The sequence below is a fragment of the Arthrobacter sp. GmRoot5-12 genome, assembly GCF_059739365.1.
In genome coordinates, this window is sequence record NZ_AP046056.1 from 3,388,497 (window position 1) to 3,402,008 (window position 13,512).

Genomic DNA, 13,512 nt, shown 5'->3' on the forward strand with positions numbered 1-13,512 from the left:
AGTGGCCTGCCTGCTGTCCCTGCCCTCCGGTTGCTGCCCCCGCGACGGGTGCACGTGGAAGCCCTCCGGCTCACGCCGGACCAGCAGGCCGCAGTTGACGTGGCACAGGGTTCCGGGCCCGTCCTGGTCCCGGGCGCACCGGGCACGGGAAAAACCACCGTCCTGGTCGAGGCCGCCGTCCAGCGGGTCTTCCGTGACGGCGTCGACCCCGAGCGCATGCTGATTCTCGCGCCCACCCGCCTCGCTGCCGATTTCCTGCGCGACCGTTTTACCGCCCGGCTGGACAGGAGCCTCAGCACCACCCCCGCCAGGACGTGGGCCTCCTACGCCTTCGACCTGATCCGCCGTGCCAAGGCCGAGGGCGTCATCCCGCTTTCCAGGCCGCCACGGCTGCTGTCCGGCCCGGAACAGGACCTCATCATCAGGGAACTCCTCGAAGGCCACAGGCTTCCCGGCCTTGAACTGCCCTGGCCCGCCGATCTTGAGGGGGCACTGGAAACCCGCGGCTTCCGCCAGGAAGTGCGGCAGCTCTTTGACCGCATCATCGAATCCGGCCGCACGGCCGGGGACCTTGTCCGGTTGGCGGATGAATGCAACCGGCCCGATTGGAAAGCCGCAGCTGCGCTGTATGCCGAGTACCGCGACGTCCTTGACCTGCGGATGCCCGAGGCCTTCGATCCCGCCGGGATCATCACGGCCGCCCGGCAGATCTTCCAGGACGCCCCGGATTTCCTCGCCGCGGAACGTGACCGGCTGCAGGTTGTCCTGGTGGACGATATCCAGGAAGCAAACCCCGCTATCTTTGAGCTGCTGGCAGATATCGCCGCCGGCAAGGACTGCTACGTGACATCGTCCCCGGACACGGTGGTCCAGGGTTTCCGGGGAGCCCGTCCCGACCTGGTGGCGGAGCTGCCCCGGCTGCTGTCAACCCGGACGCCTGTCCTGGAGCGCCCGCTGTGGCACGCCCACGGCCTGGCGCCCAGCCTGGCCGAGGCGTGGCAAAACGTCGCGGGCCGCATTTCGCAGCGCGCAGGCGGCCAGCTGGCACGGCGCCTTGAACCGCCGGTGTGGCCTGGACAGGCCGAAGGCCCCGCGCGCCCCGGACCTGCCGTTCCCGGGAACGTCGAGGCCCATCTGGTCCCCACTCCGGTGCATGAGCTCCGGTATGTTGCACAGCGGATCCTGGACCAGCACATCAACCACAACCGCGGTCTCGCGGATATTGCAGTCATCGTCCGCAACGGCGGCCAGGTCAGCGAGTTGCAGCGTTATCTCTCCGGGCAGGGCATTCCGGTGCGGGTGCCTGTGGCCGAATCGGCGGTCCGGGACGAGGTGGCTGTCCGGCCCCTGCTGGATGCTTTCGCCATTGCGTTGGATCCCAAGCTGCTGACACCCGAGGCCGCAGTGTCACTTCTCACCTCCCGCATCGGTGGTGCCACCTCCATCGAACTGCGCAGGCTCCGGCAATCGCTGCGGCGCGAGGAACTCCTGGGCGGCGGGGGCCGCGCCAGCGATGTGCTGCTGGTCGAGGCACTGCTTGAGCCCGGCGCGCTGGGTGCACTGGGTATCGAGGGCCGCGCCGCCCGCCGGACTGCCCGGATGATCCAGGCCGGGCGGGAAGCCGCCCACCTGCCCGGTGCCAACGCCGAGTCGGTGCTGTGGGCGCTCTGGAACTCCACGGGGCTCTCATCGGTGTGGACGGCCACCGCTTTGTCGGGCGGCCCGCACGGGGCCCGGGCTGACCGCGACCTGGACGCCATGATGGCGCTGTTCCACACAGCGGAGCGCTACGTGGACCAGATGCCCGGCGCGGGCCCCGAACAGTTCCTGGAGTACCTCCTGAACCAGGAGCTTCCCATGGACACCCTCGCCGCCCGCGCCCAGGTGGATGATGCCGTGGAGTTGATGACCCCCGCCAGTGCCGCCGGGCGGGAATGGCCCGTCGTGATCGTTGCGGGGCTGCAGGAGGGGGTGTGGCCCAACACAAGGCTCCGCGGTGAACTGCTCGGCAGCACGCTGTATGCGGATGCCGTGGAACATGGTCCGGAGTATGCCCTCCAGCGGGACCCCTTGAGCCGCCTCCGGGACATCCGCTACGACGAACTCCGGAGTTTCTCCACGGCGGTGTCCAGGGCACGGGAGCTGCTGGTCTGTACGGCAGTCTCGTCGGAGGACTGCCAGCCGTCATCCTTCCTGGACTTCGTTGCGCCCCTGGACCCGGGGGAGGAGGGGCGGGCGTTCACCCAGGTGGAACGGCCCATGACGCTGCGCGCCCTGGTCGCCGAGCTCCGGCAACATGTCCAGTTGGAGGGGACAGCCCAGGCAGCGGAAGCCGCGAGGGTTCTGGCGCATCTCGCTGCGCAGGACCCTGCCGTGGCCGGAGCGCACCCGGACAGCTGGTGGGGACTTGCCCCTTTGACCTCCTCGGAGGCGGTGGTCCCGCCCGGCGGGACGGTGTCCGTTTCCCCCTCAAAGGTGGAGACCGTCCAAAAGTCGCCGTTGGACTGGTTCGTCCAGGCAGCCGGCGGGGAAGCAGCAACGGACTTCGCCCGGAGCCTGGGCACCCTGGTGCACGCGATCGCGCAGGACATGCCGGACGCGTCCGGATCAGAGTACGTTGCTGAACTCGTGCGGCGCTGGCCTGCGCTGGGTATGAAGGACAACTGGGAGGGAAAGCTGGACTTCCAGCGTGCTGAAGCCATGGTGCGCAAGCTTGCGCAGTACGTGCTTTCGATGAGGAGCGGAAACCGCAGCCTGCTGGGCGTGGAAAAGGACTTTGAAGTGGCCCTTGGTCAGGTGGCAGTGGACGATGCTCCGCCGCGTGAAGCGGTGCTCCGCGGCCAGGTGGACCGTTTGGAGATCGACGCCGAAGGGCGGCTGGTGGTGGTGGACCTCAAGACCGGGAAGCGGCAGCCAGGCAAGGACGATCTGTCCCGCCACCCACAGCTCGGCGCATACCAGGCGGCAGTACTGGCGGGCGGTTTCGATGCCGGCGCTGACGGGGACCGCCCCAGGTCCGGCGGGGCCGTGCTGGCACAGCTGGGGACTGGAGCCATCAATCCAGCCATCCAGCAGCAGGAACCACTCGACCCGCAGGAGAACTGGGCATTGGACATGGTGGAGGAGGCGGCCGCCGTGATGGCCGGCAAGGAGTTCGTTGCACGGCATGACCCTGCCAAGGGCAGCCATGGCGGCCATGGCTGCCGGCTCCCTGAGGTGTGCCCCCTGTGCGCGCGCGGAAGGCAGGTGACCGAATGAGTGGGGTGCCGGCAGCCGCGGAAGCCGCTCCGGCGGTGCGCTTCAGCCCCGAAGAACTGTCTGCGCTGCTCGGAGAAAGAAATACCCCAACGCCTGAGCAATCAGCGATCATCTCCTCGCCGCTTGCTCCGCGGCTGGTCATCGCGGGAGCCGGATCGGGAAAAACCGCCACCATGGCGGACCGGGTGGTCTGGCTCGTGGCCAACGGGTGGGTCACCCCTGAGGAGGTCCTGGGCGTGACCTTCACCCGGAAGGCGGCCGGCGAACTTGCCAGCCGGATCCGGTCAAAGCTCCTGGCCCTGCAGCGTCTTGCGGCGAAGGAGGCCGGGAAAGGCGTCTTTCCGGAGGCCCTGGGCAGCAGTGACGCCCTTGAGCCCAAAGTGTCCACCTACCATTCGTTCGCCAGCGGCATCGTCTCCGACTACGGGCTGCGGCTCGGGGTGGAGCGGGACGTGGTTCTGCTGGGCGGCGCGCAGGCCTGGCAGCTGGCCAGTGAGGTGGTTGAGGCCTACGACGGCGAATACGCCCACTTCCGGGCCGCCAAGTCCACATTGGTGAAGGCCGTCATTCAGCTGGCGGGGGAATGCGCGGAACACCTTCAGGAGCCTGAGGACGTCGAAGCGTGGCTCATGGCCCGCCTTTCGGAGTTTGATTCACTGCCCTACGTGGCCGGAAAGAAAAGGAACCCGCCCAAGGCGGCACTGGACCTGGGTGGAATGCTGCGGACCAGGGCAAGCGTCGCTGACATGGTGGGCCGCTACGCCGCAGCCAAACGGGCCCGCGGCGCACTCGATTTCGGCGACCTGGTGGCCCTCGCCGCCAAGGTGGCGCAGGAGGTCCCGCTGGCTGCCCAGATGGAGCGCCAGCGGTACAAAGTGGTCCTGCTCGACGAGTTCCAGGACACCTCATACGCGCAGTTGGTGCTGTTTTCCCGTCTGTTCGGCGGCGGCCACGCCGTGACAGCGGTCGGGGACCCCAACCAGTCAATCTATGGTTTCCGTGGCGCTTCCGCGGGCCAGTTGTTCCACTTCGTCCGCGAATTTCCCGTCCGGACCAGCGCACCGGACGAGGCACCGGGCTGGGCGCCTGCCCCCACCTCATACCTCACAACGGCCTGGCGGAACGGCCGGTCGATCCTGGCCGCAGCAAACGTCATGTCGCAATCCCTCGGCCGGTCAGCGGCCCACAAGGGACCTGCCGGGGACAGGGCAGCAGCTGCGGACGTGCCCCCGCTGCAGCCGAGCCCCCATGCCGTGGACGGAACGGTGGTGCTGGGCCGTTTCGCCAGCGACGTGGAGGAAGCTGCAGCCCTGGCTGACGATGTCCTGAAATACCGGGTGACAGACTTCGAACTGAAACCTGACGGTGTGCCCGAGCCGCCGGCCCTCGCCGTGCTGTGCCGCAGGCGCGCCCAGATGGAAACCGTCCGGCGGCAGTTCGAGGCCCGGGGGATCCCTTACGAAATCGTCGGTCTTGGCGGACTCCTGGACACCCCGGAGATTGTTGACCTGGTGGCCACCCTCCGCGTGCTTGCCGATCCGGGGCGGTCTGATGCCCTGATGCGGCTGCTCGCGGGTGCCCGATGGCGGATAGGTCCTGCCGACCTCATGGCCCTGCGCGATTGGTCGAGCCAGCTGGCAAGGAGGCGGGGGCGGGCTGCGCAGGAGTTCGACGCCGACACCCGGGACGGTGACAGCGATGAAGCAGGCGTCCCCGTCCTCGAGGGTGACCTTACCGACGGCGCCAGCCTGGTGGAGGCCCTGGACTTCCTGCCGCGTGACGGGTGGACGTCGCAGAATGGCCGCATCCTCAGCGCTGCGGCCCGCAGCAGGCTGGCCCGGCTGTCTGCCGAGTTGCGGCAACTGCGCGGATACCTCGGCGATGACCTCACCACGCTCCTGGGCGAGATGGAGAGGGCCATGCTGCTGGACATCGAAGTGGCAGCGCGCCCGGGGATCAGCATCCACCAGGCCCGCCGCAACCTCGATGCGTTCCAGGATGCCGCCGCCGGGTTCCTGCGCACCTCCCAGAGAGTGGATATCCTCGCTTTCCTGTCCTGGCTGGAGGCTGCTTCAGCGGAAGAAAACGGGTTGGAAGCGCCTGCCAGTGACGTGAACCGGGAGGCCGTGCAGCTGTTGACGGTCCACGCTTCCAAGGGCCTGGAATGGGATGTTGTGTTTGTCCCCGGGATGAATGCCGGCGCCTTCCCCAGCGACAGGGACTCCCGCTGGAGCAGCGGTTCCGCCGCGCTGCCCTGGCCGCTGCGCGGGGACCGGGCCGACCTTCCGCAGTGGGACCTCGACCAACCGGACCAGAAAGGCTGGCTGGACGCGGAGAAGGACTACAAGGCCGGGGTGCAGGCCCACGGCGAATCGGAGGAACGGCGGCTGGCGTACGTCGCCTACACCAGGGCCAAGCATGTCCTGTGGGTGTCCAGTGCCGCCTGGGTGGGCTCACGGGCGGGGCGGGCGGAGATGTCTCCATTCCTTGCGGAGCTGGAAGTCCTGGCGCAACCGGCTGACGGCGCGGGAAGTCGGGAGGCTGTGGTCCACCCGCTGTCGCTGGAGGAGGCAGCGCTGCCCCTGCAGAGTCCGTTGACACTGGAAACAGAAGAAGCAACCTGGCCGTACGACCCCCTTGAAGGGCCCGTGGACCCACGCAGCGGTGAGCGCCTTCGGTTGGCCCGCGGGCGAAGGACGGCCATGGAGTCGGCGGCCCAACGGGTGCTCGGGATCCTGTCCACCGGCGGGGGAGCGCTGGTGCCCGCGGAGCGGTCCGGGCCGCAGCCCGGCCTGACGGGAGCAGCGGCCGGCTGGGCACGCGAAGCCGCGTTGCTGCTGGAGCGCAGGGCCAGAAGATCCAGTGGGCAGGATGTGCACCTGCCTACCCACATCTCTGCTTCCACCCTGGTTGACCTCGGGGATGACCCTGAGGCGGTGCTGGGGCGCCTGCGCCGGCCGGTGCCCCGGGAACCGGGCATGTCGGCCCGGAAGGGCACCGCTTTCCATGCTTGGGTGGAGGAATATTTTGGCAGGGCCGGAATGCTGGACCTCGGCGAAGCGCCCGGTTCGGACGACCATATCGATGCTGCCTACGATTTGGATGAGATGGTGGCTACGTTCAAGGCTTCCCCTTGGGCTGAGCGGAACCCGGCCTTCGTCGAGGTCCCGGTGGAAACCAGGGTTGGGGAGGTTGTGGTGCGGGGCCGGGTGGACGCCGTATTCCGTGACGCCGATGGCCGCTGGGACCTGGTGGACTGGAAAACCGGCCGCCGGCCGTCCGCGGAGCAGCTGAAGACCCGTTCGATCCAGTTGGCGGTGTACCGGCTGGCGTGGGCACGCCTGAAGGATGTTCCCCTGGAGGACGTGCGGGCTGCATTCTTCTACGTGGCTGACAACGCTGTGGTGCGGCCGCACGATTTGGGATCGGCCGACGAGCTGGAAGGAATCGTTGCCGCTGCGCTTAGCCGGCCTTGAGTGGGACTGCCACGTGGCCAGGCCTGGCCAGGCTCAGCCCTGTTTGACGTTAATGACCGAGATGGCGGCGGTGGATGTATCGTCCGGACCCTTGGTTCCGGGGGTTTCGGCGCCCGTGGCCTCCGCGGAACCGGCTGCAGTGGGCTGCTCCGCCGGGATGGGGGCAACGTGCACTGCAGGTTGGATGGAGACTGCCGGCTCCGCTGGCGTAGTGGACCCGGCGGGGACCGGAACCACCGTAACGGCGGGAGTGACGGCGGAACTGCCGCTCCCGGAAGCCGCGCCTGTTCCGGATCCGGTGGCGGCTGCGGGAACGGATGCGCCTGCAGCGTCCGGGCTGTCCTTGACCGGAAGCGGCTCCACGCTGATCGGCTGGCCGCCGTACTCGGCGATGTCGCTGGCCAGGCTCTCCAGCATGTCTTCCGCCTCGGTGACCATGTCCTGGTCACCGGTGGCGAGGCCCTTGACCAGGTACTGAGCCAGGGCGAATTCGGCGGACAGGGCGGCCCGGCGCAGGAGGTGCTGGTCCGGCACGTCGCGTCGGCTGGATGTGTACGCCTTCAGCACGGCGTCAATGAAGTCCTGTTCATTGGAAGCCACCAGCCAGGCGAAGTCATCGGCCGGGTCCCCGATGCGCAGGTCGGTCCAACCTGTTACTGCGGTCACCCTGCCCGCCTCCACCAGCAGGTTGTCCTCATGCAGGTCGCCGTGGACCACACAGGGGTTGAACCGCCACAGGGACACATCCTCCATGGCGTGTTCCCAGCGGCGCAGCAGTGCGGCCGGGATCTTGCCGGTGGTGGCCGCCTGGTCCAGTTCGTTCAGCCGCCGCTGGCGGAACTCATTGGGGGTGTAGCTGGGCAGGTCGGCGTTGCTGACCAGTGAGCGGGGCAGGTCGTGGACCGCGGCCAAGGCGGAGCCGATCTCCCGGGCCAGGCCGGCAGGCCCCGACGTCAGCTCCTCGACGCTGCGTGTGGTGCCGGACAGGTGCGAGTAAACGAAGGTGGTCAGCGTTCCCAGCCGGACGCTGCCGGCCACCGTCGGCATCAGGAACGGCAGTTCGGCGCGCACGGCGGGAGCAAAAGCCCGGAGTACCAGGAATTCCGTTTCCAGCCGCGCGCTGGCTTCCGCGTGGCGCGGCGACCGGACCCGCCAGCGCTTTCCTTCGGAATCGAGGAGCAGGGCCGAATCGAAGTCCGCGGGGTCATCCGGCGCGGAGCTAACGGCCGTCGGGGTCAGTCCGGGGACTGCCGCGGTTGCTATTGCCGCCAGTTCAATCGGTTTTCTTCTCACCGTTCCACGGTAGATTGCCCGCCCTCCCAGACAGCGGTCCGGCCGCGGCGAGTCTTGAGATAGCTGCAAATAGGGGGCTTCCCTGCGGCGGGGCGGTACCTCCCGAAATGTGAAATGTCGGAAGCAGTCAGTACGGTGGAACCATGAGCCATGCGGAGTCTGTCATACCCGTCCACCAGGCGGCGCCGGAACGGCTGCCGGCGAACCATCTGGTGGATACCCTGCTCCCCGTAAGGCCGGCCTTGGTGGACCGCGGATCGGCCGCGCGCGCCAGGCCCGGCATGATCGATGATCTTCTGTCCGGCCCGGATGCGCTGGCCGCGGTCCTGTCGAGGCGCCAGGGGCTGGTGCAGGGCGGCGACATGATGCTGACCGGGGCCAGGGAACTCCTGGCACAGCTGAAAGCAGCAGGAGCCGCGCCGGAACTCGTGGTGTACCTGGGCTCGGCGCTGCCTGCCTCACACCTTCCGGCCGGGACCGAGCTGCTGCTGTTCGTCCTTCCTGAGCCCCCGGAACCCGGGACCGCCGGTATCCCCGCGGATGCTGAGTGGGCTGGATTCCGCGACGTCGCCGCAGGCTTGACGGCCACCTCCACAGCCTTGTTCGTGGAAGCCAGCGCCATCGCAAACTGGCACGCTGCCCACACGCATTGCCCGCGCTGCGGCACCCCCACGGAAGTGGTGGCCGGCGGCTGGGTGCGCCGGTGCCCGGCGGACAGTTCAGAACACTTCCCCCGCACGGACCCCGCCATCATCGTCACTGTCGTCGGCCCGGACGGCCGGCTGCTCCTGGGCGGCGGCGGCCCCGTGGACGCCCGGAACTACTCCACCCTCGCCGGGTTCGTTGAGCCTGGCGAATCCCTTGAAGAGGCCGTGGTGCGCGAGATCCAGGAGGAGGTGGGCGTGCGGGTCACCGCCTGCCAGTACCTCGGCTCCCAGTCGTGGCCGTTCCCCGCCTCCCTTATGCTTGGATTCACCGCCGTCACCGAGGACGCCCAGGCAACGCCCGACGGCGTGGAGGTCACCAGGGCCCGCTGGTTCAGCCGGGAGGAACTCCAGGAAGCGGTGCTCAGCGGGGAGATCACCATCTCCACCAGGCTCTCCATTGCCCGCTCGCTTATTGAGCACTGGTACGGCGGCCGGATCCAGGACCTCACTGGCTCCTAAGTTATTCCATCCACCAGACTCCAGCACGCGGTAGTCGAGAAACAAAGCAGCAGAAGTGACTACAGAGAATTTTGACGGAGCAGCCTCGCTGGAGGACCGGATCCTCGGCGGACTGGACGCCGAACAGCGTGAGGTGGCCAGCACCTTGAATGGCCCGTTGTGCGTCCTGGCCGGCGCGGGCACCGGAAAGACCCGTGCCATCACCCACCGCATCGCCTACGGCGTGCACTCGGGGGTTTACACTCCGCAGCGCCTGCTCGCCGTAACGTTCACGGCCCGGGCTGCGGCAGAGATGCGCAGCCGCCTGCGGGACCTTGGCGCCGGCAACGTGCAGGCCCGTACCTTCCACGCCGCTGCCCTGCGCCAGCTGCAGTTCTTCTGGCCCCAGGCGGTGGGTGGAACACTGCCCAACCTGCTGGACCACAAGGCCCAGATGCTGGCAGAGGCCGCCCGGCGGCTCAGGCTCAGCACGGACCGGGCCTCCATCCGCGACCTTGCCTCGGAAATCGAATGGGCCAAAGTGTCCATGCTGACACCGGCCAATTACCTGGAGAACGCCCAGGGGAGGGGCGCGCCCGGCGGGTTTGACCTCACCACGGTCGCCCGGGTCTTCCAGTCCTACGAGGACGTCAAGACGGACCGCAACGTGATCGACTTTGAGGACGTCCTGCTGATCACGGTGGGCATCCTGCAGGAGGACGAGAAGGTGGCCGCCACGGTCCGGGAACAGTACCGGCACTTTGTGGTGGACGAATATCAGGACGTCTCCCCGCTGCAGCAGCGGCTCCTGGACCTGTGGCTCGGCGGCCGTGACGAACTCTGCGTGGTGGGTGACGCAAGCCAGACCATCTATTCCTTTACCGGCGCATCGCCCCGGCACCTCCTGGACTTCAAGACCCGATACCCCCAGGCCAACGTGGTCAAGCTCATCAGGGACTACCGCTCCACCCCGCAGGTGGTGAAACTGGCCAATGACCTGCTGGCCGCCCGCCGCAGCGGCGGGCCCACCGCCGACGCCGCGTGGGCATCGCCCCTCCAGCTCGTGGCGCAGCGCCCCGCCGGGCCCGCGCCCCAGTTCACCGAGTGCACGGACGACGAAGCTGAAGCCGCCACGGTGGCGCAGAAGATCAAGGCACTGCTCGACGCCGGCACTCCAGCCAGCGAAGTGGCCATCCTTTTCCGTACCAACGGCCAGTCCGAGGCTTACGAGCAGGCGCTGGCCGCGGCAGGCATCGGCTACCAGCTGCGTGGCGGCGAGCGCTTCTTCGCCCGCAAGGAGGTAAGGGACGCGATCCTCCAGCTGCGTGCCGCCACCCGGGCGGTTTCCGAATCGGACACACCGGAACCCCTGGGTCAACTGGTCCGGGACATCGTCTCCTCCCTCGGCTACACCGACTCGGCACCGCACAGCGGGGGTGCCCTGCGCGAACGCTGGGAGTCCCTCGCGGCACTGGTGGCGCTCGCCGACGAACTGGTGCAGTCCCGCGGCCCCCAGTTTGGCCTGGCTGATTTCGTCAACGAACTCCAGGAGCGTTCCCTCGCCCAGCACGCGCCCACCGTGCAGGGCGTTACGCTCGCCTCGCTCCACGCGGCCAAGGGCCTGGAATGGGATGCCGTCTTCCTGGTGGGGCTCAGCGAAGGCCTGATGCCCATTTCCTTCGCCGATTCACCGGAATCGGTGGATGAGGAGCGCCGCCTCCTCTATGTCGGCATCACCCGCGCCCGTGAACACCTTTCCCTCTCGTGGAGCACCGCGAGGACCCCCGGGGGCCGCGCCAACCGGAAGCCGTCCCGGTTCCTCGACGGCCTGCGGCCGGACTCGGTGGCAAGCTCAAGCACCCGGGGGAAGGGCGCGCTTCCGCGCCGCAAGGCTGCCGCCCCCGCCGTGTGCCGGGTCTGCGGGAGCATGCTTGCTACCGGGGCGGAACGCAAGGTTGGCCGCTGCAACGCGTGTCCCCCCAGCTACGAGGAGCAGACCTTTGATGCGCTCCGCAACTGGCGCCGCGAGGTGGCCCAATCCGCGGACGTCCCGGCCTTCGTCGTCTTTACCGACGCCACCCTCACTGCCATCGCGGAGGCGAGGCCGGCGTCGCTGGAGGAACTTGCCGGCCTGGCCGGCGTTGGCCCATCCAAGCTGGAAAAGTACGGGGAGGACGTCCTCCGGGTCCTCGTCGAAAGCTCGGTCCTGTGAAACGCGGAGCCAGCGGCGGTGCCCGGCAGGCGTCAGTGCTGACCACCTCGAACGGTTCTCCGGTGGAGGTGCGGCGCTCTGCCCGGCGCACCCGCACGGTGGCGGCGTTCTGGGAAGACGGGACGGCGGTGGTTGCCATTCCGGCCCGCTTCACTGCGGCGCAGGAGCGCGAGTGGGTCCACAAAATGCTGGCCAAACTGCACAAGCAGGGGCAGCGGCAGGCGGCAGCCGGGCGGCGGCGTCCTGCCACAGATGAGGCCCTCGCAGCCCATGCGGCCACACTGTCCACGCAATACCTCGGTGGCCGGTCAGTGCCCACATCCGTCCGTTGGGTCAGCAACCAGAATTCCCGGTGGGGTTCGGCCACGCCGGCCGAGGGGACCATCCGCCTGTCTGACAAGCTGCGGCCCATGCCCCAGTGGGTCATCGACTACGTGCTGCTCCACGAGCTGGCCCACCTTCTGGTGGCCTCACACAACGCTGCCTTCTGGCAGCTGCTGGAGGCCTACCCCGAAACCCAGCGGGCCAAGGCCTTCCTCGAGGGTGTTTCCTTCGCCACGTCGCGGGGAATGGACAAAGATGCCGACCAGCCTGACGTCGGCCCGCTTGACGCTGACGTAGTCCAATAGCGGGCAAATCCGGCGAAAAGAAGTCTGGCGGGCCAGGAGGCCCTGGCCCGCCAGCAATGTCTCAGCCCTTGGGCTGGTCCGTTCCGCCGTCGTCGTCCTTGCTGCCGGTGTCCCCGGCGCCGCCCTGATCACCGGAGGTGTCGTCGAAACCGCCGTCCAGCAGTTTCTGCAGCGCGTCATCCACCTCGCTGTCGCTTGCCTCGGCAAGCTTGCGGCGGGAGCTGAAACCCTTCGGATCATCCAGGTCCTCGGCCGTGGGCAGCAGGTCGGGGTGGTGCCAGATGGCGTCACGGCCCTCGATCCCGCGTTCCTCCTTCAACGTGGCCCACAGGGTGGCCGCGTCCCGCAGCCTGCGCGGACGCAGCTCGAGTCCCACCAGTGAAGCGAAGGCGTGTTCGGCGGGACCGCCCGTTGCCCGCCGGCGCCGCACTGTTTCGCGCAGTGCCCCGGCGGACGGCAGGACCTTCTCCGTGGCGGCCGCGGTCAGTTCATCCACCCAGCCCTCCACAAGGGCCAGCGCGGTCTCGAGCTTTTCCAGTGCCTGTTCCTGGGCGGGAGTCCGCTGTGGCATGAACACGCCCTGCGACAGGGCCTCCTGGATGCCTTCCGGGTTGCTGGGGTCAAGGTCGCGGGCGAGTTCCTCGATGCGTGAGGTGTCGATATGGATGCCGCGGGCGTATGCCTCGATGGCGCCCAGCAGGTGTCCGCGCAGCCAGGGAACCTGTACGAACAGCCGGGCGTGCGCGGCTTCCCGCACGGCCAGGAACAGCCGGATGTCGTTCTCGGGCAGGGACAGGCCCTCGCCAAACGCGGCGACATTGGCCGGCAGGAGTGCCATCTCAAGGTCGGCCAGCGGGACGCCGATGTCGGTGGAGCTCACCACGTCCTTGGACAGGGCGCCGATGGCCTGCCCCAGCTGCATACCGAAGATGGCGCCGCCCATGTTCTGCAGCATCGAGGAGGCGCCGCCCATCATGGACTTCATTTCCTCGGGCATCTGCTCCGTCATGGCGGAGGAGAGCGCATTGGCGATGCTGTTGGCCACGGGTTCTGTCAGCCGCTTCCAGGTGCCCAGGGTGGCCTCCACCCATTCCGCGCGGGACCATGCCTTGCCGATCAGACCGGTGGCGGGCAGGTCGGTGACGGGGTCCAGCCACATCTCGGCGAGGCGGAGGGCTTCATCCACCTCCCGGGACTGCTGGGCAGTGACGGACGGGTCCGCGCTGCCGGCCGCAACCCGCCGGGCATTGTCATGGGCCAGTGTCCAGTTGACGGGCCCTTCGGACGGTGCGCTCATCATCGCCTGAACCTGGGAGAACATCTGGGCCAGCAGGTTGGGGTCGTCCGGCAGGCCGGCCGCCTTGGCCAGCTCGGCGGGATCGAAGTTTTCCATCCCCTTGCCGCCCATTAGGTTCTGCAGCATTTCGGTCAACGGATCCTTGGGGGTGTCGTCGCCGTTGGACGGATTGAGTGGGTTGGAGGTCATGGTCCCGCCGATC

General features: G+C 68.3%; 7 protein-coding genes. 5 read left to right on the plus strand and 2 right to left on the minus strand.

The window, feature by feature from the left end; genetic code table 11:
• The first annotated feature begins 6 nt into the window (after positions 1–6).
• A complete protein-coding gene (locus AC6JAM_RS15715) occupies positions 7–3,258 on the plus strand; it encodes an ATP-dependent helicase (protein WP_497935969.1) in 3,252 nt (1,083 codons plus the stop codon).
• Positions 3,255–6,734 (plus strand): ATP-dependent helicase, encoded by a 3,480-nt coding sequence (locus tag AC6JAM_RS15720; protein ID WP_497935224.1) that lies wholly within the window; start codon positions 3,255–3,257, stop codon positions 6,732–6,734. The genes AC6JAM_RS15715 and AC6JAM_RS15720 overlap by 4 nt, the downstream gene beginning before the upstream one ends.
• 33 nt (positions 6,735–6,767) lie before the next feature.
• On the opposite strand, the gene AC6JAM_RS15725 is transcribed toward AC6JAM_RS15720, so the two are convergent.
• Positions 6,768–8,027, minus strand: a complete 1,260-nt coding sequence (locus AC6JAM_RS15725) for a macrolide 2'-phosphotransferase (RefSeq protein WP_018768552.1) — start codon at positions 8,025–8,027, stop codon at positions 6,768–6,770.
• Between the two features lie 143 nt (positions 8,028–8,170).
• On the opposite strand from AC6JAM_RS15725, the gene nudC reads away from it, so the two are divergent.
• Genes nudC through AC6JAM_RS15740 form a run of 3 tightly spaced genes read left to right on the plus strand, consistent with a single transcriptional unit; the run spans position 8,171 to position 12,013 of the window.
• Positions 8,171–9,193 carry an NAD(+) diphosphatase gene (nudC, locus tag AC6JAM_RS15730; RefSeq protein ID WP_497935225.1) on the plus strand — a complete coding sequence of 341 codons (1,023 nt, stop codon included), beginning with the start codon at positions 8,171–8,173 and terminating at the stop codon, positions 9,191–9,193.
• A 55-nt stretch (positions 9,194–9,248) separates the two neighbouring features.
• Positions 9,249–11,384 (plus strand): ATP-dependent helicase, encoded by a 2,136-nt coding sequence (locus AC6JAM_RS15735; RefSeq protein ID WP_018768550.1) that lies wholly within the window; start codon positions 9,249–9,251, stop codon positions 11,382–11,384.
• The gene (locus AC6JAM_RS15740) at positions 11,381–12,013 is read left to right on the plus strand and encodes a M48 family metallopeptidase (RefSeq protein ID WP_056394033.1); all 633 of its coding nucleotides are present in this window, start codon (positions 11,381–11,383) and stop codon (positions 12,011–12,013) included. The genes AC6JAM_RS15735 and AC6JAM_RS15740 overlap by 4 nt, the downstream gene beginning before the upstream one ends.
• Positions 12,014–12,074: 61 nt before the next feature.
• On the opposite strand, the gene AC6JAM_RS15745 is transcribed toward AC6JAM_RS15740, so the two are convergent.
• Positions 12,075–13,499: a zinc-dependent metalloprotease gene (locus AC6JAM_RS15745; protein WP_223992143.1), complete on the minus strand. Its 1,425-nt coding sequence runs from the start codon at positions 13,497–13,499 to the stop codon at positions 12,075–12,077.
• Between the last annotated feature and the right edge of the window lie 13 nt (positions 13,500–13,512).